This is a genomic window from Azospirillum sp. NS33 (genome assembly GCF_059703765.1).
Genome location: NZ_BAAKJB010000002.1, coordinates 74,676 through 97,332, shown reverse-complemented (window position 1 = coordinate 97,332; position 22,657 = coordinate 74,676). Strand labels below are relative to the sequence as shown.

Genomic DNA, 22,657 nt, shown 5'->3' with positions numbered 1-22,657 from the left:
TTTTTCAGGGGGCCGGCGGCTTGATCCGCCAGATCGCCGCCGGGTTCACCTGCGGGTCGAGCCAGACCTGCTGGTTCTTGCCGATCCAGGTGAAACGCTGGCCGGTGAACAGGTCCTCCACGTCGACGTGGGCGCCGTCCGGCAGCCCCAGTTCCCACAGCGGGACCTCGAAGGTGCAGCCGTGCCCGTTGTGCGGGTCCAGGTTCACCGCCACCAGCACCACGTTGTCCTTCGCCTCCGTCATCTTCCCGTAGTACAGCACGTTGTCGTCCCAGGCGTTGTAGAATTGCAGGTTCGACAGGAAGTGCAGCGCCGGATTTTCCTTCCGGATCGTGTTCAGGCGGGTGACGTAGTCCTTGATGTTGCCGGGGCGGTCCCAATCCCAGTGGCGGATCTCGTACTTTTCGGAGTGATTGTATTCCTGCTTGCCGGGATAGGGCTCGGCCTCGCAGACGATGTAGGGGCCGTAGAGGCCGTAGGCCGGTGACAGGGTGGCGGCCAGCACGGCGCGCGACATGTGGGCCGGCCGGCCGCCCTCGGTGAGGATCGGCGGCAGGATGTCCGGCGTGTTGGGGAAGAAGTTCGGCCGCATGTAGTCCTTGGCCTCGCCGTGGGCCAGCTCGTTCAGGTAGTCGGTCAGCTCCGGCTTCGTGTTGCGCCAGGTGAAGTAGGTGTAGGACTGGCTGTAGCCGACCTTGGCGAGGCGGCGCATGAGCTTGGGCCGGGTGAAGGCCTCGGACAGGAAGATCGCGTCGGGGAAGCGGTCCTGCACCTCGCGGATCATCCATTCCCAGAACGGGAAGGGCTTGGTGTGCGGGTTGTCGACGCGGAAGATCCGGCAGCCCTCGTTGCACCAGAACAGCACGACGTCGCGCAGCGCGTACCACAGGTCGGGGTAGGAGTCGCGGTAGAAGCTGACGTTGACGATGTCCTGGTACTTCTTCGGCGGGTTTTCGGCGTAGCGGATGGTGCCGTCGGGGCGCCAGTAGAACCATTGCGGGCTCTGCTGGATCCACGGGTGGTCGGGGGCGCACTGGATGGCGAAGTCGAGCGCGATCTCCAGGCCGTGGCCACGGGCCTCCGTCACCAGCCGGCGGAAGTCGTCCAGCGTGCCGATGGTCGGGTCGATGGCGGTGTGGCCGCCCTCGCGCGAGCCGATGGCGTAGGGCACGCCGGGATCGTCCGGCCCGGCGTTGAGGGTGTTGTTGCGGCCCTTGCGGTTGACCTTGCCGATCGGGTGGATGGGCGGGAAGTACAGCACGTCGAAGCCCATGTCCCGCACCATCGGCAGCTGGGCGATGACGTCGTCGAAGGTGCCGGGGCGCGACGGGTCGGGCGAGGCCGAGCGCGGGAAGATCTCGAACCACGCCGAACAGCGCGCCGCCGTGCGGTCGACGAACACCTCGAGCTGGCGGACGTAGCGCGAGAAGTACTGCCGCTCGCCATAGCGGGCCATGGCCTGGCGCGGCTCGTCGGACAGCACGTAGTCGATCACCTCCTGGCCGCGCAGGTCGTTCATGCGCTCGACCACCCGCTCCAGCGCCGCCCGGCCCTCGCCCTCCTGGAGGGTGGCGGAGTGCTCGATGAAGCGGCGGCCCTCGACGATCTCCAGGCCGATGTCGACGCCGGCGTCGTGCTTCTTCTTGAAGTCGGCGCGCCAGCTCTCCCACACGTCGCGCCAGGCGGCGACCGTGTAATAGTAGCGGATGTTGCGGGTCAGCGGCACGCGGCCGACCCAGCGGTCGTTCTCGAACAGGGCCATCGGCGTCTCGCGCCAGTCCGCCTCGTCCGCGGCGCGGTACTGGACGCACGTCCCCAGCACGAAGGTGCCGTCGGTGAAGACGTCGGCCCACACCTCCATGACGTCGCCGACCACGCGCTTGATGGCGAAGCGGCCACCGTCCAGCTCCGGCCACACGTCCTCGATGGCGATGCGGTCGGCCGCCACCTCGTCCATCCAGGCCTTGGCCTGGGGGTCCGGGGCGGCGCTGCCGGGGCCGCGCAGCTCCACTGCGGGGTGATCGACGCCGCGGGCGCGGAACACCCGCAGCTCCAGCGGCTTCAGCTCCAGCGGCCGGCCCGGCTCGAAGGGCTGGGCGGCGCTGTCCGGCGTCACGTCCTCGACCTCCCCGAACAGGCCGCCGGTCTCGGCCAGCAGCGGGCCGGGGTCGATCGGGTGGCTGCGCGACTCGTCGGGGTTGATCAGCACGATGGAGCAGCCGCCGGCGGCCCCGTCGGGCCGCCGCACCAGCCCCAGCACCGGGCTGTGCGGCGCCGTCGCCCGCCACTGCGGCCCCTCGGCGTTGAACGCCGGGGTGTCGCGCTTCATGGCGTTGACCTTGCCGATGAAGTCGCAGAGGTCGACCTTCGGCTCCTCCCAGTGCTCCGGCCGCGTCGTCACCACGTCGAGCTTGCGGGTGAACCCGTACTCGAAGCCCACCGGCATCATGACGCCGGTGGAGAAGCAGGCGGAGAACAGGTAGCTCATCTTCAGGTGGCGGGCCAGGCGCTCGCGGTCCTGGCTGCCCACCTCCGCCGCCAGACGGTCGGTGTCGTGGCTTTCCGGGAAGGCCACGGTGGGGGCGATGCGGCGGTAGGTCTCGTACTGGTCGAGCAGCCAGTCCGCCTTGAAATCCCACCACTTGGCCGAGTTGAAGAGGAAGTCGAAGCCGGCGCCGCAGAGGTCCTCGACCTGCGCCACGGTGCAGCCCAGGGTCTCGGCGAAGAAGGCGATCTCCGGATCAACCTCGTGGGCGGCCTCGATCAGCGCCCGCCACACCTCGGCCGGGACCTGGTAGGCGGCGTCGCAGCGGAAGCCCTTCACCCCCAGCCCGGCGTAATGGCGGACGTAGCGGCTCCAGTAGCCGACCAGCCCGGCGCGGGCCTGCGGCTCGTCGAAGTCCAGCTCCGCCAGGTCGCCCCAGATGGTGACGTGGCTGGGGTCGACGGGGTCGACGGCGCGCGGGCTGTAGAGCTCGCCGGCGGCGTCGCGGCGGTACCAGTCGGGATGCTCACCGGCCAGCGGGGCGTCCTTGGAGGTGTGGTTGACCACCAGGTCCAGCATCACCTTCTGGCCGTGGCGCCCGGCCTCGGCGACGAAGCCGCGGATCAGCGCGTCGGGCGGCGCGGAGTCGCCGCCCTGGAACAGATCGTTCAGCCGGTAGGGGTCCTTGATGGCGTAGAGGCTGCCGGAGAATCCGGGATAGTGGATCGGGTTGAGATAGACCCAGTCGAACCCCATCGCCTGGATGCGCGGCAGATGCCCGGCCCAATCGCGCACAGGCCCGATCAGCGGCGGAAACAGGTTGTAGATGCGCGGTCCGGCGCTGGCCATCGTCGGCGTCCTCCTGGTCCGTTGTCCCTCGTGAGGCTGAACCGCGTTCAGCCGTCGCTCGTGCAGGCGTGGCGCGTCCCGGCTGGGCCCGTCAGGTCGTGGCGGTGCTTAACGCCCCGGTAAGGGCGCGCCGCGATAGTCACGAAAGTGACGCAGAACAGCCCCGCTCGAGGCCCCCCGGTCAAACCCCCGCGACGCGGAGAAGTTCCCCGACCGGCCTCCCCCCGACCCCTCACCGGGAGCAGCCCCCATGGCAGATCGCAGCGACGGCCGCACCAAGGCCGACAGGATAAGGCTCAACGCCCTCGATATGAAGTCGGCTCATCTGCAGAATCGGACGGAGTACGAAAAGCGGCTGGCCTCCCTGCAGAAGGAGCTGCTGAGAATCCAGCAGACCTATTGGCACGAGAAGCGCCGTGCCATTGTGGTTTTCGAGGGCTGGGACGCCGGCGGCAAGGGCGGATGCATACGCCGTCTGACCGAGCCCTTGGACCCCCGGGGCTTTCATGTCTGGCCGATTTCAGCGCCGACTCCGGAGGAGCAGGGCAAGCACTACCTCTACCGGTTCTGGAACAAGCTGCCGGCGCCGGGCACCTTCGCGGTGTTCGACCGCTCCTGGTACGGGCGCGTCCTGGTGGAGCGGGTCGAGGGCTACGCCACCAAGGCGGAGTGGACGCGCGCCTACGACGAGATCGCCGCCTTCGAGCGCATGCTGACCGACGACGGGGTGCGCATCGTCAAGCTGTTCCTGCACATCACCCCGGAGGAGCAGCTCAACCGCTTCCGCGAGCGCCTGGTCAACCCCTACAAGCGCTGGAAGCTGACCGAGGAGGACCTGCGCAACCGCGCCCGCTGGGACGACTACGTCAAGGCCGCGCAGCGGATGTTCGAGCGCACCGCGGCCCCCAAGGCGCCATGGCACGCGGTGCCCGCCAACTCCAAATGGTACGCCCGGGTGCGGGTGCTGGAGCTGGTCACCGCGGCCCTGCGCAAGGGCGTGGACGTCGCCCCGCCGCCCATCGACCCGGCCCTGGCCGAGGCGGCGGCCGCGGTGCTGGGGGTGCGGCTCACGCCCGCGGGCAGCGCCGACGAGGGATGAGGCCTATCCCCCCGCCCCCGCCTCCCACAGGGTGCGGCCCAGCAGGGCCAGGCCGGTGGCGGCCATCACCACGGCGGCCAGCCCGTTGAGGAGGCCCGCCGCCCGCGGCCCCAGCGCCACCCGCGAGCGCGCGGCGGCCACGGCGTAGGCCGCCTTCACACCCCCCACCCCCAGCACGATGGCCACCACCACCAGGGCGACGTCGGCGGCGTCCAGCGAGTCCAGCTCCACGAAGGCCGGCAGGAAGCCCAGGTAGAACAGCACCGCCTTCTGGTCGGCCAGGGTCACCAGCAGCCCGGCCAGGAAGCTGCCGCCGGGGGAGCCCGCCGCCGCCGGGCCGCCCGCCGCGCCCCCGCCGCCCCGCCGCACCCACACCAGCGCCCCCAGCGCCAGCAGGTAGAGCCCGCCGGCGAGTCCCACCAGCGGCGACGCGCCGCCCAGCGCACGGGTCACGGCGCCAAGGCCGAGAATGGCCAGCAGGGCGAAGGCGGTGTCGGCGACGACGATGCCGGCCGCCGCGGCGAGGCCATGGCCCACCCCGCCGGCGGCGGCGCGCGCGGTCACCGTCAGCACGCTGACGCTGGGGGTCAGCGCCAGCACGGCCATGGCGCCGACCAGGGACAGGAAGACCAGCGGGCCCATCGCCGGGGCGGCGCGCTCAGCCCCCGGTGTTGACCACGCCGCCGCCGCGCCCGCCCGGGGCGACGCCGCGGCCGACGCCGTAGCGGCGCAGATGGTCCAGCATCGCCGGCGAGTCCCAGGCGGCCGCCCCCTCCAGCCGGGCGACCTCGCGCCCCTGCTCGTCGATCAAGAGCGTGGTCGGCAGGCCGCGCGGGCGCAGCGCCCCCATGCTGGCGTTGCCGGGGTCGAGGTAGAGGGGAAGGCTGCGCACGCCCAGCCTGTCGAGGAAGGGGGCCACGGTCTCGCGCCCGCCGCGGTCGACCGACAGGGCCACCACCTGGAAGCGCTCGCCGCCCATCATGGCCTGGAGGCGGTCGAGCGCCGGCATCTCCTTGACGCAGGGGGCGCACCAGGTGGCCCACAGGTTCAGCAGCACCACCCGGCCGGCGAAATCGGCGATGGTGACCTTGCGGCCCTGGCCGTCGACGAAGGCGAAGGCCGGCAGCGGCTGCGGCGCCGCCTCCTCCACGAAGGCCTCCGGCCCCTTGTCGCGCTGGGCCACCGGCTGCACGCCGGAGTCGCCGCCCAGGCGCACCACCGGCGGCGCGTCGGGCACGGCCGTCCAGGCGCCGACCGCCATCCAGGCCGCGGCTCCCACCGCCACCGAAAGGGCCACCGAAAGGATTGCGGAGACCGCCAAAGTCCGCATACTCACCGTCCTTGCTCCCTTCCCGACGTGTCCGGTCACCCCATGAGCGCCGAAAGCACCAAGCCGTCCGCCACCCCCTCGGCCGCCACCCCCTCGGCCACCGCCACTTCGGCGGCACCCGCGGCCAGCCAGATGTGGGGCGGCCGCTTCGCCCGCGGCCCGGCCGCCATCATGGAGCGCATCAACGCCTCCATCGGCTTCGACCGGCGCCTGGCCGACCAGGACATCGCCGGGTCGAAGGCCCACGCCGCCATGCTGGCCCAGCAGGGCATCATCACGCAAGCCGATGCCGCCGCCATCCGCGACGGGCTGGACCGCGTGCACCAGGAGATCTTGTCGGGGGCCTTCGTCTTCAAGACGGAGCTGGAGGACATCCACATGAACGTGGAGTCCCGCCTGGCCGAGCTGGTGGGGGAGCCGGCCAAGCGCCTGCACACCGCGCGCTCGCGCAACGACCAGGTGGCGACCGGCTTCCGCCTGTGGGTGCGCGACGCCATCGACCGCACCGACGCCGGGCTGACGGCCCTGCAGGCCGCCCTGATCGACCTTGCCGAGCGCCACGCCGACACGGTGATGCCCGGCTTCACCCACCTGCAGGCGGCCCAGCCCGTCACCTTCGGCCACCACCTGCTGGCCTATGTGGAGATGGTGGGGCGCGACCGCGGCCGCTTCCGCGACGCCCGCGCCCGGCTGAACGAGTGCCCGCTGGGCTCCGCGGCGCTGGCCGGCACCCCCTTCCCCATCGACCGCGCCGCCACCGCCGCGGCGCTGGGCTTCGACCGGCCCACCGCCAACTCGCTGGACGCCGTGTCCGACCGCGACTTCGCCCTGGAGTACCTGGCGGCGGCGTCGCTCTGCGCCATGCACCTCTCGCGCTTCGCCGAGGAGATCGTGCTGTGGTGCTCCGACCAGTTCCGCTTCATCCGGCTGTCGGACGCCTTCACCACCGGCTCCTCGATCATGCCGCAGAAGAAGAACCCCGACGCGGCGGAGCTGGTGCGGGCCAAGGCGGGCCGGGTGATCGGCGCGCTGGCCGGCCTGCTGGTCGTCATGAAGGGCCTGCCGCTGGCCTATTCCAAGGACATGCAGGAGGACAAGGAGCCGGTGTTCGAGACCGACGACACCCTGGCCCTGTGCATCGCCGCCATGGAGGGGATGGTGCGCGACATGACCCCCCAGCCCGCCGCCATGCGCCAGGCGGCCGAGCGCGGCTTCCTCACCGCCACCGACCTGGCCGACTGGCTGGTGCGGGTGCTGGGCATGCCGTTCCGCGAGGCGCACCATGTCACCGGCCGTGCCGTCAAACTGGCGGAGGATGCCGCCAAGGGCCTGTCCGATCTCACCCTGGAGGAGATGCAGAGCGTGGAACCCCGGATCACCGCCGACGTCTTCCAGGTCCTGACCGTGGAGGCCTCCGTCGCCAGCCGCCGCAGCCAGGGCGGCACCGCGCCCGAACGGGTGCGCGAGGCGGCCCGCGCCGCGCGGGAGCGCTTCCTGTGAGGCGCCCCGCCCCCCTGGCGCTGGCCACCGCCACCCTGGCCCTCGCCCTGGCGCTGACGGCCTGCGGCAAGAAGCCGGACTTCGTCGATCCCCCCCAGGGCACGGCGAACGACACCTTCCCGCGCACCTACCCGGCCCCCGCCACCCTCGACCCCAAGCCCGGCGAAGTCGCCCCCGGAGTGAGGTTTCCATGAGCCTGGACGCCTCTGGCGTGAGCCTGGACGCGGCCGGTGCCTTCGTCTACCGGGACGGCGTGCTGCACGCCGAGGGGGTGGCCCTGCCCGCGCTCGCCGCCGCCGTGGGCACGCCCTTCTACTGCTATTCCAGCGCGGCGCTGACCGCCAACTACCAGGCCTACGCCGGGGCGTTCGAGGGCCAGGCGGCCAGCGTGTGCTACGCCGTCAAGGCCAACTCCAACCAGGCGGTGATCCGCACCTTCGCGGCCCTGGGGGCCGGGGCCGACGTGGTGTCGGAGGGCGAGATGCGCCGGGCGCTGGCGGCCGGCGTGCCGGCCGGGCGCATCGTCTTCTCCGGCGTCGGCAAGACGCGGGGCGAGATGCGCGCCGCCCTGGAGGCCGGCATCCACCAGATCAACGTGGAATCGATCCCCGAGCTGGACGCGCTGAACGAGGTGGCGGTGTCGCTGGGGGTGACCGCCCCCATCGCCATCCGCGTCAACCCCGACGTGGACGCCAAGACCCACGCCAAGATCGCGACCGGCAAGAAGGAGAACAAGTTCGGCATCGACTGGGACCACGCGCGGGAGATCTACGGCCGGGCCGCCGCCCTGCCCGGCATCGACCCCGTGGGCATCGCCGTGCACATCGGCTCCCAGCTCACCGACCTCGCCCCGTTCCGCGCCGCGTACGAGCGGGTGGTGGAGCTGCTCCACGCCCTGCGCGCCGACGGCATCGACATCCGCCGCCTCGACCTGGGCGGCGGGCTGGGCATCCGCTACCGCGACGAGACGCCGCCGGCCCTGCCGGCCTACGCCGGCATGGTCCGCTCGATCACCGGCAACCTCGGCTGCCACGTGACGGTGGAGCCCGGCCGCTCCCTGGTCGGCGACGCCGGCATCCTGGTCGCCAGCGTGATCTATGTGAAGCAGGGGCTGCACCGCCGCTTCCTGATCGTCGACGCGGCGATGAACGACCTGATCCGCCCCACCCTCTACGACGCCCACCACGCCATCGTCCCGGTGGCCGAACCCGCCCCGGGGGCGGAGACCGCCCCCATCGACGTGGTCGGCCCGGTGTGCGAGAGCGGCGACACCTTCGCCCTGCAGCGCCCCTTGCCGGCGCTGCCCGCCGACGCCCTGGTCGCCTTCGGCTGCGCCGGCGCCTATGGCGCGGTGATGGCGTCGACCTACAACACCCGCCCCCTGGTGCCCGAGGTGCTGGTCAAGGGCGACCAGTTCGCCGTGGTGCGCCCGCGGCCCAGCATCGCGGAGATGCTGGCGGGGGAGCGGGTGCCGGAGTGGGTGGGGTGAGGGGGAAGGGGCAATCTCGGAGCACCACTTCAAAAAAGCTGGCGGCTTGGTTGTCATCAATGTCGCTACTGAGGCACGCCATCACTGACCTCACAGAAACTGTTTAAGTTCGCGGAGGAAAGACCGATGATTAAGCAAGCAGCTCGCGATATATTCTTCGATAAGCATCCAAGGCAAGCCCAATTAGCAGAGGCTTTGAACGAAGCATTTGACATTACCCACGGTAACATTTCGTTTGGACAATTTTTTTGGCTGTGCTCAGCAAACAATCATACCGCGGAACGATTTGGGTTTGTTCTCGAAGTACTTACTCTGTACTCTCCACACCAGCGGCCAGACGCTCGCTTGCTCACAGCTCTTGGGGAGATTCTGAGTAGTGATGATTTGCGTGACCGGACGGAGAAGGTGGTTGTTCTTATAGTTTATGAAGGTGACCAAGAGTATATGGACGCCCTTGTTGCCAATGAGACAGACCGAATTCTCGTTCCAATCTCTAGCAACGAGCTGTTGGATAAACAACGCGGCCCTTTTTTTGTTCGAAGCCGCATCGCCAAACGAGTTGGTCAATTTGACCTTTTTGGAATGTCTTCCCCAATCAAACATGACCGTTATTTTTACGGTCGTCAGCCGCTTGTTCAGGAACTCATGACTCGCGCGCTCGCGCGCCAGGAACAATCTGGACTTTTTGGACTGCGAAAAACCGGAAAAACATCTGTTCTTTTTGCTATTCAGCGACGTCTTGAAGCCACAAAATCAATATGTGAATATATAGATTGCCAAAATCCTGGCATTTATGGTGGACGTTGGTGGCAAGTTCTGGAGGAAATAACGCGACGCATCGTAGCGGCGGCCAAACGCCGAGCGTCAAATAGCGAATTTTCCTGGAATCCGTATTCATCAACAAATGCGGCAACCGAATTTTCTCGCGTTGCTAAACTGCTTTTGCAAAGCGACGACACGAATCAAATCGTTTTATTGCTTGATGAAGTGGAATTCATTACTCCAGGAATATCTAACAATCTAGGGCAGCACTGGGACTCTGATTTTCAACCACTATGGCAAACTATACGTTCTGTTTCACAGGAAACGGGAGGAAAGCTAACCTTCATTGTCGCCGGGGTAAATCCCTCGAGCGTTGAACAACCGAACTTTGGAGATGTCCCAAACCCGATATTCCAGCTCGCGGTGCCCTATTACCTCGAACCATTAGGAACAAGCAGCGTACGTGATATGGTTCGTTCGATTGGAAAATACTCCGGCGTCGCGTTCGAAGAGTCGTGCTTTAAATACTTGCAATCGGCATATGGTGGCCATCCATACCTAATCCGACTCGCATGCAGCGAAGCCGTCCGGTCGCACAATACTGCTCAAATCAAAACAAGACCGATACTTGACAAAAAGGTATTTGAGTCGAATGCAGCAAATATAAAGTCTAGACTTTCGCAGCCGATAAAAGATATTTTACTTTCTCTAATATGGTGGTATCCAGATGAATATGAGCTTTTGCGAGTTTTGGCTGAAGATCAGAATTTTGCCTCTGATTTTCTTAAAGAACATGAAGACATGAAGATTCGCTTTACAAAGTATGGGATTATTGATGAAAGCACATTAGATTTTTCTATGCTCGATATGCGTGATTTCCTTATTGAACATGGGACGGCATATAAAACGGCAATTTCGCCGTTTAAGAGAGGTGATCTGCCTCCCGAAGTTCTGCCGTCGGTTCCGAATCTTGATGATCTAGCCGCACTGTTCGAGCGACGCACTACTGTTGAAATGGGGCTGCGCACTTTACTTATCACAATTTTTGGATATGCTACGGCCTTCAATGACCATTCAATTACGAAATTAATTACCTCAGGACTGGGTGGCGGGCAAAAATCTAATGATCGGAGGCAATTGTTTGTTGGACGACGGCCACAGGATGCAATCAGTGAACTTTTCTTGTCAGATCTTAAGCCTATTTTCGTCAAAAACTGGAAAATGTTTCAACCATATTTCGGCCAAGATCCTAGCCGATTCGAAATGAATCTGGATACCATAAATATTGCCAGGAGAATTGACGCGCACACAAAACCGCTGACAGATACAGATAAGAGAAACTTCATGAATAGCTTCGAGTGGTTTTTGAATATACTGAGCAATGTTCCTGGCATTATTACAAATTCGACGTAGAGCTCGAATCTTTTCACGCAACTTCGCTGTGTTCTGGACACAGAGTTCGTTGCCATTTGCCGCAACCGGACTCCGGGGCTCCGAATTCAGGTTAACGGATTTTAATGTTGAGGATGGCTTGGAGGTAATCGGTGTCCCAGCCAGCCATCTTGCGGCGGAGTTTTATGCTGGTGGGTCTGGGTGTGGCGGCGGGCTTTTCGTTGGCACGTCGTAACCCGGAGCGTGGCCGGGCGGGTTCGGTGGCCTTGCGGACGAGGTCGGCGACAAAGTGGCGGACGACGGACCTTTTCAGGGCGCTGTGGCGTTTGAGCAGGCGGAACCGGTCTTCGTTGAATACGATGTCGAGCACCCAGTGCAGTTGGTTCTCGATGCCCCAGTGGCCACACACGGCCTCGGCCGCCACCCGGGCGGCAAGCGGGGCAGAAGTGATGTAATAGCGCGTGTCGGTGCGGCAGCGATCCTTCATTTCGGCCTTGCTGACCACCCGAACGATGGCGGCGACGGCGGGCAGGTGGACGTCCTTTCTCGGGCGTCGGTGGAGTCAGCTTCGCGGGCTAGTCTCCATCGAACAGGCTTGAAGGATGTGCTCCCACAAGACACGCAGCTTGCTCAGATTGTAGTCTGCCTTGGTGGCATTCTCAAAAAAGGCGGTAGCGTAACGCTCCTTGCCGACGAGTTCACCCTGATAGGCTTGGCGGCGCGGATTGAAGCCGGTCCAGCGGATTGCACAGGGTTCGCGCGGCCCGAACGCGAGGTCAAGAAAGCACTCGATGGCGACGGCACGCCCATTCACGTCCTCGAAGACCTCGCCGGATGGCCCGAGCGTCGGAAAGCGACTGAACGCGTCGAGATATGGCAGTGACACCGTCCGCATGTTGCGCGGCAGCTTCAGGCTTTGCAGACCTAATAAGGCCTCCTGACCTGCAGTGTCATTATCCAAGACGACGATAATCTTATTTTGTGCGTTTATAGCGGCGAGTCCCTTGCAAAAATTCACTAAGTTGCCGGTGCCAGTGAAGGGATAATTGTCCTTCATGTCCACGAAATTAAAGAAGTCCGCGACGTCAGGTGCGACGAGAGGCAGCGCGATTTTAAGGATATTAGAGTCCGACGAGCCCTCGGTAACAATCAAGAATTTGCTCTCATCGGGCAGTGGCTCGAACACTTCGTCATTCTCGACCCATCCGCCCGCAATGACATCGTGAACTCCCCAAATGAGTTCACGCTCCAAATTAGCGGGATTCTCGCCCAACAACCGAAGGGTCAGGTAAGGATCGAGGTTTTCGAAAAAGATACCGTTGTCACGTGTCGCGCCGCCCGAGAGGGTGGCCCCGATCCGTCTGAATTCTGGGTCGTTCAAGACGTATTGTGCAAATTCACCGAAGTCGAAGTCGCCGTCATATCCGTCGTTGCGGACCCGGTCGAGATCAACGGCGCAGAGCACCTGACGAAATGCATCAAAGTCGATATTCACCTTCGGATAATAGTGCGGTACATGCCGGAGCGCTTCAGCGTAGGCCGTCCGGCAGCCGTCGATGCTGAACCCGAGCAATTCAAGCCGAGGGATGACACGGCTCAGTTTCCGAGCATAAGCCGGAAGCACGACAACTTCGTTTTCCGCGTAGAAATATTCGGCTTCGGCAAGGTCGGCCTTTTCGAACAGCGGGGAGTGATTGCGAAAGAACGTGTTCTTTCCCCAGTCTAGTTCAAGATTCCCAAGGCGCAGTGCAATCATCGACCCCATAGACATTCCTTCGAACGTGGCTTCGAACTTCGGACTGAGTATTTTAACATATGCCACTGCAATACCGACAAGATCCGTTTCCCTCGCTGGGCACCCGATAGTGACGGGCCGCTTTCGGCAGCATCAATGATGCTGCTGAATGTCCGTTCCTAACGAATAGTGTTGAAAAAGTATCCATCAAGAACTTCATAGCCGGCTTGGCGTAACGATGCGTCGCTCCGTCAGGACTATAGGCAGTCTTTTTGCGTGATATGGCCACGGCAAGACGGAAAACTTGTCTTTCCGTCAGGCTCCGGAGCTTTTTCAACACTATCGACGAACAGCCGCCGACCTGTCCAGGCGATTCTGTTCATCCCTTGAAGTAAGGTTGTGATCGCCTCACTTTTGGGTGTGATCTGCCTGAGGGAGAGCACACCATGAGAGTGGAACTAACGGTCACCGCAAAGGGCCAAGTCACCCTCCGCCAAGCCGTGCTCGACCACCTCGGCGTCAAACCCGGGGGGCGGATCGACGTGGAACTGTTGCCGGACGGCCGGGCCGAGTTGCGGCCGGCCGGCGCCCGCGCCAACTTGGCAGAGCTGCGCGGCGCCTTGCGGCGCCCCGGCCAGACGCCGGTGTCGCTGGACGCCATGCAGGACGCCGTCGAGAGGGGCGACGACGCGTGAGGATCGCGGCCGACACCAACGTCCTGGTGCGCTTCCTTACCTGGGACGATCCCGCACAGGCGGCCGAGGCCGCCCGTGTGATCGGAGGCGCCGGGGCGGTGGTCATCCCGACGGTGGTGTTGTGCGAGGTGGTGCGTGGCCTGAAGCGGGCCTACCACACTTCTGCCGCGGACATCGTCCGCGTCCTGCGCCCCCTGGTCGCCAGCCGGACCGTTGAGACGAACCGCGCCGCCGCCGAGGCGGGATTGCGCATGCTCGACTCCGGTGGCGACTTCGCCGACGGCGTCAGTCTTTTCGAGGCGCGCAAGGCCAAGGCCAATCGTCTCGTCACCGTCGACCGCGCACTGGCGGTTCGGGGCGGGACCGACGCGGTGACCGTGCCGGGCGCCGCGTCGAGCTGACGGCCGGACGGGCCGGGCGAAACCTTCCCACGGGCAAACCCTGCCGGGCCAAACACCCTGGAAACCGGCGTCCGGCGCGCCCGACCCCTTGTCCTTCCGCGTCTGCCGCTGGCACACACCTTGCTTCCTTCGCCCACGAACGGCAAGCGCCGCGCGGCGGCAGGGGAGGATGGCCATGCACGTCTCTGATCGCGTTGCCCCCGTGGGCGACACCCGGGTCCCGGATCGGGCCAAGGCGCCAGGGGCGCCCGGGGCGGCGGCGGCCGGCGTGGCCAGCTTCGCCGATGTCCTGTCGGACGGGACCGGGGCCGCCGAGGCCCCGTCCCCGGCGGAGCTGGCGGCGCAGCGGGAGGCCGAGGAGATCGCCCGGATGCAGGGCGAGCTGGCCGCCTACAAGCGCGAGCGCGACGCGGTCGTGCAGGGCCGCACCACGGACCCGCCGGCGTACCAGGTGGCCCTGCCCGTCAACGCCCAGGGATACATGCCCTACGTGACGGTCGACCAGCAGAAGCTGATCGACCGCATCACCGACAGCTACCTCGGCCGGCCCGAACACGAGATGGACGAAATGTGGGAGGAGCTGAAGGCCAACAACGTGGCGCCGGACCAGTTGGCGCGCACGGCCCGCCACTTCATCAATCTCGACGGCGAGGTCGTCAACCGGGCGGTGGCGACGACGCCGCCCCGCCCCGCCCCGGCCCTCGCCGGCACCGCCTGGACGGCGTCCAGCGTCTGACGCCCCCCTTCACCCCGTCCCGCCGGCCCGCGCGAACACCGTGGGCGGCACGCCGACGTGGCGGGAGAAGGCGATGCTGAACGCGCTCGCCGAGCCGTAGCCGACCCGCTCGGCGACCTCGGCGACGCCGGCCCCGTGCCGGCCCAACAGGTCCTTGGCCAGGGCCATGCGCCAGTGCAGCAGGTAGGCCATGGGCGCCAGCCCCACGGCGCGGCGGAAGCGGTCGAAGAACACCGAGCGGGAGAGCCCCGCCTCGCGGGCCAGTTGCGGCACCGTCCAGGGGGCGGTGGGGCGCTCGTGCAGGCGCCGCAGGGCCACGGCCAGGCGCGCGTCGCCCAGCCCGCGCAGCAGGCCGGGCGGACCGGCGTCGCCCGCCCCGGACCGCAGTGCCCCGGAACGCAGCGCCCCGGACCGCAATGCCCCGGACCGCAGCGCCTCGATCAGCAGCACCTCCAGGAGGCGGGCCAGGATGACGTCGCGGCCGGGGCGCCGCTGCCGCGCCTCCTCGTCCACCAGCTGGACCAGGGTGGTGAGCCGCCGGTCGCCGCGCACGTGCACCAGCCGCGGCAGCAGCGACACCAACAGCGCCGCGTCCGGCGCGCCGAAGGCGCAGTAGCCGACCTGCATCCGCACCCCGGCCGGCTCCCCGTCGCCATCGGCGCGGTCCCCGTCGGCGGCCCCCAGGTGGAAGACGCCGGGGGCGACCTCGACCGGCACGCTCACCAGGGGTTCGGGCGGCGGCGCGAGGCTCGACGTCGCGAAGTCCTGGGCGGCGGGGATCAGGACGAAGTCGCCCGCCTCCAGGACGACCGGCGGGTGCCCGTCGGCGGCCAGCCGGCAGGCGCCCTCCAGCACCGCGCAGTAGAAGGGGCGGCCCGCCTCGGCCCGGCGCACCCGCCAGGCGCCGCGGGCCGACACCAGCTTGGAGAAGGCGGCGGCGGGCTGCAGCAGCTCGACCACCTGGGCCAGCGGATCGGTCACTTCCGGACTTTCGCTCATGAAACTCGGATTGTCGATGATAGCGCGTCCGGCCGGCGGCGCCTATCCTTCCTGTCACACGGGGCCGGGATGCCGGCCCCCCTCATTCCGACAGGAAGCGTCATGCCCACCGTCCTCATCACCGGCTGCTCCTCCGGCTTCGGCCTGGAGACCGCACGCCACTTCCTCGACCACGGCTGGTCGGTCGTGGCCACCATGCGCACGCCCCACGACGGCCTGCTGCCGCCGTCGGAGCGGCTGCGCATGCTCCCCCTCGACGTCACCGACGCCGACAGCATCGCCCGCGCCGTGGCGGCGGCCGGGCCGCTCGACGCGCTGGTCAACAACGCCGGCATCGGCGTGCTGAACGCCCTGGAAGGCCTGCCGATGGCGACGGCCCGCGCCGTGTTCGAGACCAACACGCTGGGCACCATCGCCATGACCCGCGCCGTGCTGCCGCAGTTCCGGGAGCGCCGCGGCGGCGTGGTGGTCAACGTCACCTCCAGCGTGACCCTGAAGCCCCTGCACCTGCTGTCGGTCTACACCGCCAGCAAGGCGGCGGTGAACGCCTTCACCGAAAGCCTGGCCCTGGAACTGGAGCCGTTCGGCGTGCGCGTGCGCCTGGTGCTGCCGGGCCGGGCGCCGGAGACCCGCTTCGGCGAGAGCGCCCGCACCCGCATGGCCGAGGGCATCCCCGAGGCCTACGCCGCCCTGGCCCAGAGCGTCTTCGCCGGCTGGCAGCAGGACACCACGGTCACCACGGCGCGCGACGTGGCCCAGGCGGTGTGGCGCGCGGCCACCGACCCCGCCTGCCCCCTGCGCCTGCCCGCCGGGGCCGACGCCGAGGCGCTGGCGGCCTAGGCCGGGAGGGGCGCCGGCCGGGGGGCGCCGGTCAGGGGATGCGGGTCAGCTCGCCTGGCGGACCAGCGCGCCCCAAATGACCAGCAGCATCAGCGCCGCGCCAACCGCCACCGCCGCGGCGAAGGCCGGGCGGGAGACCACCCGCCCGGCCAGCGCCGCCCAGCCCACCGCCACGGACACCGGCAGGTACAGCACCACCGCCGTCACCAGCCCCGGGGAATAGCGGTCGTAGAGCACCGTGGTGGCGAGGTGGAACACGGCGTTCCAGAACAGGTTGCCGCTGGCCCAGCACAGCAGGGCGAAGGCCGACAGGGCCGAGGGCCGCCAGGCCGCCCAGGCGGTGAGGCCCAGCAGGATCGCCATGAACGCGCCGTTGTTGGCCAGGAACTGCCCGCCCGTCATGGCGCTGCCCAGCACATGGGTGACCCAGTCGGGGAAGCCCGCGGCGTACTCCTCGGCGATGTGCGGCGCGAAGGCCGCCGGCATCAACCAGACCAGCCGGTGGAAGCGGGGCGTGGCAACCGGCGCGGACGACACGGACATGACGGCTCCCGACGGGCGGCGCGGATGGCGACGGGGACATGGCTACCGCCGCACCGCCGGACACGCAAGGGGGCCGATCCAGCCGCCGCCGCCCGGCTGGAGGTGCCGTTGCCTCTCACACCCTCTCCCGGGGCGGGAGAGGGCATGCCCTCATGCGATCGCCCTGCCCCTTCCCGAGGCCCCCCTACCCCAGCGCCAGCCGGGCCAGGGCGGCGGCGAGGCGGGCGGAGTCGGCCGGCGTGGCGGGCAGGCCGAGACGCAGGCGGTCGGGGCGGTCGGCGAAGCGGCGCACCAGGATGCCGCGGCGGCCCAGACCGGCGTGGATCTCCGCCGCGCGGGCGTCGCGCACCAGGCGGTACAGCGGCGTGCCGCCCTCCACCGCCAGGCCGGCGGCGGCCAGCTCGCCGTCCAGGGCGTCGGCCGCCGCGGCCAGCCGGGCGCGGGCGGCGTCGGCCCACGCCGCGTCGGCCAGCGCCGCCGTGCCCACCGCCAGGGCCGGGCCGGCCACCGCCCACGGCCCCAGCGCCGCGGCGATGGCCGCCGCCAGGGGCGGGGCCGCGAGCGCGAAGCCCAGGCGCAGCCCGGCCAGCCCGTAGAACTTGCCGAAGGAGCGCAGCACCACCAGACCCGGCCGGCCGGCCGCGGCGGCGACGCTGGCCGCGGGCACCACGTCGGCGAAGGCCTCGTCCACCACCAGCCAGCCGCCGCGCGCCGCCTGCGCCGCCGCGCGGGCCAGCAGCGCGCCGGCGGGCAGCACCCGGCCGTCGGGGTTGTTGGGGTTGACCACCACCACCACGTTGGCGTTCCCGCCGTCCCCGTCGAGCGATCCCACCATGGTCACCGTGTGCCCGGCGGCGGCCCAGCCGCGGGCGTGCTCGGCGTAGGTCGGCCCCAGCACCGCCACCCGGCCCGGCGGGCGCAGCCGCGGCAGGGCCTGGATCAGCGCCTGGGTGCCGGGGGCGGCGGCCACATGGTCGGCGCCCGGGGCGCCGTAGGCGGCGGCCGCGGCGGCGCTGAGCGCGTCCGCCGCGGCGCGGCCGGGCAGCCGGGTCCAGGCCGCGGCCGGCAGGGGCGGCAGGGGGTAGGGCCAGGGGCTGATGCCGGTGGACAGGTCCAGCCACGGTTCCGGCGCGCCGGGAAAGGCGGCACGGGCCGCGTCCAGGTCGCCGCCGTGCGCCACCACTCCCCCCGGCGCCATCTCCTCGGCCGCGCTCATGGCGGGCTTGGTCCCCTCGTCGGTTTGCGCCATCATCCCCCGCTCCTGTCCCCCCTGCCCGTCGCCCGCCCTGCCCCCGTCGCCCTGCCGGAGATCCCGTGGACGCCCACCTGTCCGTGCTCGCCGCCGCCCTCGTCCTGGAGGCGGCGGCGGGCTACCCCGAGCCGGTCCTCGCCCGCATCGGCCATCCCGTCATGTGGATCGGTGCCCTCATAGACCGCCTGGACCGCGCGCTCAACCACGACGGTGCCGCGCCGTGGCGGCGGCGCCTCGCCGGGGTGCTGGCGCTGGGGGTGCTGCTGGCGGTGGTGTGGGCCGCCGCCACCGCCCTGGCCGGGGCGGTCCGCCCCCTGCCCTTCGGCTGGCTGCTGGAGGCGGCGCTGGCCTCCACCCTGCTGGCCCAGCGCAGCCTGCACGACCACGTGTTCGAGGTCGCCCACGCCCTGCGCCTGGGCGGGCTGGAGGCCGGGCGCACGGCGGTGGGGCGGATCGTCGGCCGCGACCCGGCCAGCCTGGACGAGCCGGCGGTGTGCCGGGCGGCGGTGGAGAGCCTGGCCGAGAACTTCTCCGACGGGGTGGTGGCGCCGGCGGTGTGGCTGGCGCTGGGCGGGCTGCCGGGCATCGCGCTTTACAAGGCCATCAACACCGCCGACAGCATGATCGGCCACCGCACGCCGCGCCACGAGGCCTTCGGCTGGGCGGCGGCGCGGCTCGACGACCTGGTGAACCTGCCGGGCTCGCGGCTGGCGGCGCTGCTGATCGCCGCCGGGGCCTGGCTGGCGCCGGGGGCCGACCCCGGCGCGGCGCTGGCCGCGGTGCGCCGCGACGCCCGCCACCACCGCTCGCCCAACGCCGGCTGGCCGGAGGCGGCGATGGCCGGGGCGCTGGACCTGCGCCTGGGCGGCCCGCGCACCTACGGCGCCACCCGGATCGTCGACGCCTGGATGGGGCCGGGCCGCACGGCGGCGACGGCCGAGGACATCGACCGCGCGCTGGCCGTCTACCGGCGCGCCTGCGTGGTCCTGCTGGGGGCGTGCGCGCTGACGGCGCTGGCCGTGTGAACGGTCAGTCCTGGCGGTAGTTGGGCGATTCGTTGGTGATGGTGATGTCGTGGACGTGGCTCTCGCGCAGCCCGGCGTTGGTGATGCGCACGAAGGTGGCGCGCGTCTTCATGTCGGGGATGGTGGCGTTGCCGGTGTAGCCCATGGCCGCGCGCAGGCCGCCGACCAGCTGGTGGATGACCGCCGACACCGGGCCCTTGTAGGGCACCCGGCCCTCGACGCCCTCCGGCACCAGCTTCATGGTCGACACCTCCTGCTGGAAGTAGCGGTCGGCCGAGCCGCGCGCCATCGCCCCCACCGAGCCCATGCCGCGGTAGCTCTTGTAGGAGCGGCCCTGGTAGAGGATGACCTCGCCCGGGCTCTCGTCGGTGCCGGCGAACAGGCTGCCCAGCATGGCGCAGTCGGCGCCGGCGGCGATCGCCTTGGCGAGGTCGCCGGAGAACTTGATGCCGCCGTCGGCGATCACCGGCACCCCGGACGCGCGGCAGGCCTCCACCACGTCCATGATGGCGGTGAGCTGGGGTACGCCCACCCCGGCGATGATGCGGGTGGTGCAGATCGAGCCGGGGCCGATGCCCACCTTGACGCCGTCGGCGCCGGCGTCGATCAGCGCCCGGGCGGCGTCGCCGGTGGCGACGTTGCCGGCGATCACCTGGGTGTAGTTGGACATGTTGCGCGCCGCCCGGACCTGCTCCAGCACCTTGGTCGAGTGGCCGTGGGCGGTGTCGACCACCAGCACGTCGACCCCGGCGTCGAACAGCGCCTCGGCGCGCCGCAGGCCGTCCGTCCCGGTGCCGGTGGCGGCGGCGACGCGCAGGCGGCCCTTCTCGTCCTTGCAGGCGTTGGGGAAGGCCTGGGCCTTCTCGATGTCCTTCACCGTGACCAGGCCGATGCAACGGTAGTCCTCGTCGACCACCAGCAGCTTCTCGATGCGGTGCTGGTGGAGCAGGCGCTTGGCCTCCTCCTGGCTGACCCCCTCGCGCACGGCGACCAGCTCCTTGGTCATCAACTCGCTGACCGGCTGCTTGGGGTCGGTGGCGAAGCGCACGTCGCGGTTGGTGAGGATGCCCACCAGCGTGCCGGTGCCGCGGGCGTCCATGCTGTCGACCACGGGAATGCCGGAGATGCGGTAGGCCGCCATCAGCTGCAGGGCGTCGGCCAGGGTGGCCCCCGGCGTGATGGTGATCGGGTTGACCACCATGCCGCTCTCGTACCGCTTGACCTTGCGGACCTCCTCGGCCTGGCGCTCGACGTCGAGGTTGCGGTGGATGGTGCCGATGCCGCCGGCCTGGGCGAGCGCGATGGCCAGGGCGCTCTCGGTCACCGTGTCCATGGCCGAGGAGATCAGGGGGATGGCCAGTTCGATCGACCGGGTCAGCCGGGTGCGCGTGTCCACGTCACCCGGCAGGACCGAGGATTCCGCCGGAACCAGAAGGACGTCATCGAACGTCAACGCCTCGCGGATCGCCATATCGCGCGCCATTGCCCGTCTCCCCGCTAAATGTTGCGGCACTATACACAAGGAGGTCGGCTTGTGAAGGGCCAAGCCCCGGCCCGCCGCCGCCACCGGCCCGCCGCCGCCGCAGTCCTGCCATGCCGCGGCCCGTCCCCTTATCCTTGGGGCGCATCCCCTTGGGTCAACACCAGCAGCGTCTTTTCCTCCAGCTGTTCCGGCGTGAACGGCTTGGCGATGTAGGCGGACACGTTGCTGGCCAGGGCGCGCTCCACCGCCTTGCGGGTGGCCAGCGCGGTGACCATCAGGAACGGCAGGTCGGGGCGGGTCGCACGCACCTGTTCCAGCACCTCCAGCCCGCTGACCTGGGGCATCATCCAGTCGCAGACGATGAGGTGGTAGCGGTCCGGGTCGGCGGCGAAGCGGTCCAGGGCGTCGCGCCCGTCCACCGCCGTCTCCACGGTGCCGATGCCCAGCTCGCGAAGCACCGACTCCCCGTAGGCGCGCAGCCCCTCCTCGTCGTCGACCAGCAGGACGGTGACCGCGGCGAGGTCCAGGAACGGCAGCCCCAGGGCGGCCAAGACGCCGCGCAGCCAGGCGGCGCGGGGCGCCCGGTCCTTGGCGCCGCCCGCCGACAGCAGGAAGGGCCGCAGGAAGCGCGGCCGGTGGACCTGGCGGTACAGCACCCGGGCCACGGCGACACGGCTCCGGCCCTGGCAGAAGGCGTTGTCGGCGGCCAGCTTCAGCAGATCGAGGACGCGGTCGGGGGGCGGGTCGGCCTTCGCGGCGAAGGGGGCCAGCAGGCGCTGGGTGCGGATGAACGCGCTCTGGATCTCGTCGAGCTGGTCGGCCAGGGCGGCGCGCTCGTCCTCGGGAAAGGGGGAGGCCAGGACCAGCCGCTGCACCCCGGCCAGGCCCTTCAGCTTGCCCACCCGGTCCTTCCAGCAGTCGAGCAGGCGGCCGGCGAAGTCGCGGCTCTCGAAATACTGCTTCAGGTAGGCGTCGACCGCCCGCGCCGAGGTCGCGGCCAGGGGCATCGCCTTGACCATGAACAGGATCTCCAACCTCTCCACATAGCTGCGGCCCTTAACCAGCTCCGGCAGGGTGTCCTCGTTGATCAGCAGGGACATCCGCCGCTCGATCGAGGCCGCGGTGCGCGGCCCGCCCAGAAAGCCATCCGGGCCGCGCAGCCGGTCCGCCAACGCCCCCAGCGCCAGGGCCTCGCGCTGCACCGTCTCCACCACCAGGAGGTCGCCGCGGCTGGTCGTGGTCAGGCGGTCGGGGCGGCCGAGCGTGCGGCGCAGCGCCACCAGCAAGCCGTCGGTCAGGGCGGGCGTCGCCGTCCGGCGCATCAGCCGCTCCAGATCGCGCAGCAGCGCCGGCGCGTCCTCCTCCAGGGCGCGGTCGCCGGTGACCAGGGCGGTGATCGCGTCGACCAGGATGTCGAAGGGCAGGTCGCCGGCGACCGACGCCATGCCGGCCTCGCAGCGCACGATCTCCCCCAGCAGGCGGTCGATCGGGGCGAGGGCGTCGGCGTCTCCGGTGCCGGCGGCCAGTTCGACCAGCAGCGCCGCCTTCTCGGCGAAGGTCCGGCTGGCCTGGAGGTGCTGGGTCAGCGCGGCGTCGGCGACGAAGCGGGCCTGGAACGCCTGCGCCGTCGCCAGAACCCGGCCGATGGTCTCGCCGTAGGACGCCGGGGTCAGCGTCGGCACACTCCACTCCTTGACCCGCTCGCGGGTCAGCCGGGCGACGTCGTTGACCAGGTGGTCGATGGACCCCATGGCGCGCTGCATGGTCCGGTCGACCTGCTGCAGGATGCCGACGAACAGCGGCTGGTTGGACAGGGTGGTCTGGTGGCGCGGCCCGTGCAGCACCTCGGTCGGGGTCAGCGCGTTCTCGTTGAGCAGGCGCTCGCAGAACCGGCCGATGCTCTCCCGGGCCTGGGGCGTGTAGAGGTCGTCCGCCGCGCGGCACTCCAGGGGCTCGCCCGGGCCGTCGGCATCGCGGTCGCCATCGGGCGCCTGGGGCAGGTCGCTGTCCGACGCCATGGTCAGCCTCCACTCGGCGGGTCG

19 protein-coding genes and 1 pseudogene are annotated in these 22,657 nt (G+C 69.0%); 10 read left to right on the top strand and 10 right to left on the bottom strand.

All coding sequences use genetic code 11. The annotated features are described in order from the left end of the window. Window positions 1-4 precede the first annotated feature (4 nt). Complete coding sequence (locus AC6H2I_RS03080; protein ID WP_497499103.1) at window positions 5-3,334, bottom strand: maltotransferase domain-containing protein; 3,330 nt, start codon at window positions 3,332-3,334, stop codon at window positions 5-7. Window positions 3,335-3,584: 250 nt separating this feature from the next. Here AC6H2I_RS03080 and AC6H2I_RS03075 point away from each other — a divergent pair, with 250 nt between their 5' ends. Further along, complete coding sequence (locus AC6H2I_RS03075; protein WP_497499102.1) at window positions 3,585-4,433, top strand: polyphosphate kinase 2 family protein; 849 nt, start codon at window positions 3,585-3,587, stop codon at window positions 4,431-4,433. A 3-nt stretch (window positions 4,434-4,436) separates the two neighbouring features. On the opposite strand, the gene AC6H2I_RS03070 is transcribed toward AC6H2I_RS03075, so the two are convergent. Both AC6H2I_RS03070 and AC6H2I_RS03065 read right to left on the bottom strand, forming a co-directional pair. Beyond that, complete coding sequence (locus AC6H2I_RS03070) at window positions 4,437-5,075, bottom strand: LysE family transporter (RefSeq protein ID WP_497499101.1); 639 nt, start codon at window positions 5,073-5,075, stop codon at window positions 4,437-4,439. Between the two features lie 16 nt (window positions 5,076-5,091). Continuing rightward, complete coding sequence (locus AC6H2I_RS03065; protein WP_497499100.1) at window positions 5,092-5,718, bottom strand: TlpA family protein disulfide reductase; 627 nt, start codon at window positions 5,716-5,718, stop codon at window positions 5,092-5,094. Between the two features lie 87 nt (window positions 5,719-5,805). Here AC6H2I_RS03065 and argH point away from each other — a divergent pair, with 87 nt between their 5' ends. The 4 genes from argH to AC6H2I_RS03045 all read left to right on the top strand — a co-directional run bounded on the left by argH (window position 5,806) and on the right by AC6H2I_RS03045 (window position 10,927). Continuing rightward, window positions 5,806-7,263: an argininosuccinate lyase gene (gene argH / locus AC6H2I_RS03060; protein ID WP_497499099.1), complete on the top strand. Its 1,458-nt coding sequence runs from the start codon at window positions 5,806-5,808 to the stop codon at window positions 7,261-7,263. Continuing rightward, window positions 7,260-7,457, top strand: coding sequence for a hypothetical protein (locus AC6H2I_RS03055; RefSeq protein WP_497499098.1), 198 nt, complete (start codon window positions 7,260-7,262; stop codon window positions 7,455-7,457). The genes argH and AC6H2I_RS03055 overlap by 4 nt, the downstream gene beginning before the upstream one ends. After that, the gene (gene lysA, locus AC6H2I_RS03050; RefSeq protein WP_497499097.1) at window positions 7,454-8,752 is read left to right on the top strand and encodes a diaminopimelate decarboxylase; all 1,299 of its coding nucleotides are present in this window, start codon (window positions 7,454-7,456) and stop codon (window positions 8,750-8,752) included. The genes AC6H2I_RS03055 and lysA overlap by 4 nt, the downstream gene beginning before the upstream one ends. A 126-nt stretch (window positions 8,753-8,878) precedes the next feature. Then, complete coding sequence (locus tag AC6H2I_RS03045; RefSeq protein ID WP_497499096.1) at window positions 8,879-10,927, top strand: ATP-binding protein; 2,049 nt, start codon at window positions 8,879-8,881, stop codon at window positions 10,925-10,927. 91 nt (window positions 10,928-11,018) lie between these two features. Here the strand turns inward: AC6H2I_RS03045 and AC6H2I_RS03040 are convergent. Beyond that, a pseudogene (locus AC6H2I_RS03040) lies at window positions 11,019-11,444 on the bottom strand (ISAs1 family transposase); the annotation flags it as partial. 24 nt (window positions 11,445-11,468) lie between these two features. Further along, window positions 11,469-12,671: a HEPN/Toprim-associated domain-containing protein gene (locus tag AC6H2I_RS03035; protein ID WP_497499095.1), complete on the bottom strand. Its 1,203-nt coding sequence runs from the start codon at window positions 12,669-12,671 to the stop codon at window positions 11,469-11,471. A 416-nt stretch (window positions 12,672-13,087) separates the two neighbouring features. Here AC6H2I_RS03035 and AC6H2I_RS03030 point away from each other — a divergent pair, with 416 nt between their 5' ends. The 3 genes from AC6H2I_RS03030 (at window position 13,088) to AC6H2I_RS03020 (ending at window position 14,473) form a co-directional block, all read left to right on the top strand. Beyond that, window positions 13,088-13,336 (top strand): AbrB/MazE/SpoVT family DNA-binding domain-containing protein, encoded by a 249-nt coding sequence (locus AC6H2I_RS03030; RefSeq protein ID WP_497499094.1) that lies wholly within the window; start codon window positions 13,088-13,090, stop codon window positions 13,334-13,336. Further along, window positions 13,333-13,737: a type II toxin-antitoxin system VapC family toxin gene (locus AC6H2I_RS03025; protein ID WP_497499093.1), complete on the top strand. Its 405-nt coding sequence runs from the start codon at window positions 13,333-13,335 to the stop codon at window positions 13,735-13,737. Before AC6H2I_RS03030 ends, AC6H2I_RS03025 begins: the two co-directional genes overlap by 4 nt. Before the next feature lie 175 nt (window positions 13,738-13,912). Then, window positions 13,913-14,473, top strand: a complete 561-nt coding sequence (locus AC6H2I_RS03020; protein WP_497499092.1) for a hypothetical protein — start codon at window positions 13,913-13,915, stop codon at window positions 14,471-14,473. 9 nt (window positions 14,474-14,482) lie between these two features. Here the strand turns inward: AC6H2I_RS03020 and AC6H2I_RS03015 are convergent, their stop codons facing one another. Beyond that, window positions 14,483-15,472 (bottom strand): AraC family transcriptional regulator, encoded by a 990-nt coding sequence (locus tag AC6H2I_RS03015; protein ID WP_497499091.1) that lies wholly within the window; start codon window positions 15,470-15,472, stop codon window positions 14,483-14,485. Window positions 15,473-15,574: 102 nt separating this feature from the next. Between AC6H2I_RS03015 and AC6H2I_RS03010 the strand changes: the two genes are divergently transcribed. Continuing rightward, window positions 15,575-16,312, top strand: coding sequence for an SDR family oxidoreductase (locus AC6H2I_RS03010; protein WP_497499090.1), 738 nt, complete (start codon window positions 15,575-15,577; stop codon window positions 16,310-16,312). Window positions 16,313-16,357: 45 nt separating this feature from the next. Here AC6H2I_RS03010 and AC6H2I_RS03005 read toward each other — a convergent pair whose 3' ends face one another. Together AC6H2I_RS03005 and cobD are read right to left on the bottom strand one after the other, a co-directional pair. Next, on the bottom strand, window positions 16,358-16,855 hold the full coding sequence (locus tag AC6H2I_RS03005) for an HXXEE domain-containing protein (protein ID WP_497499089.1): 498 nt from the start codon (window positions 16,853-16,855) through the stop codon (window positions 16,358-16,360). A gap of 184 nt (window positions 16,856-17,039) precedes the next feature. Further along, window positions 17,040-18,107, bottom strand: a complete 1,068-nt coding sequence (gene cobD, locus AC6H2I_RS03000; protein WP_497499088.1) for a threonine-phosphate decarboxylase CobD — start codon at window positions 18,105-18,107, stop codon at window positions 17,040-17,042. A 62-nt stretch (window positions 18,108-18,169) separates the two neighbouring features. Between cobD and cbiB the strand changes: the two genes are divergently transcribed. Further along, window positions 18,170-19,132: an adenosylcobinamide-phosphate synthase CbiB gene (cbiB, locus tag AC6H2I_RS02995; protein WP_497499087.1), complete on the top strand. Its 963-nt coding sequence runs from the start codon at window positions 18,170-18,172 to the stop codon at window positions 19,130-19,132. 4 nt (window positions 19,133-19,136) lie between these two features. On the opposite strand, the gene guaB is transcribed toward cbiB, so the two are convergent. Together guaB and AC6H2I_RS02985 are read right to left on the bottom strand one after the other, a co-directional pair. Next, the gene (gene guaB / locus AC6H2I_RS02990) at window positions 19,137-20,615 is read right to left on the bottom strand and encodes an IMP dehydrogenase (RefSeq protein WP_497499086.1); all 1,479 of its coding nucleotides are present in this window, start codon (window positions 20,613-20,615) and stop codon (window positions 19,137-19,139) included. Window positions 20,616-20,743: 128 nt separating this feature from the next. After that, window positions 20,744-22,633: a response regulator gene (locus AC6H2I_RS02985; RefSeq protein WP_497499085.1), complete on the bottom strand. Its 1,890-nt coding sequence runs from the start codon at window positions 22,631-22,633 to the stop codon at window positions 20,744-20,746. Window positions 22,634-22,657: the final 24 nt, after the last annotated feature.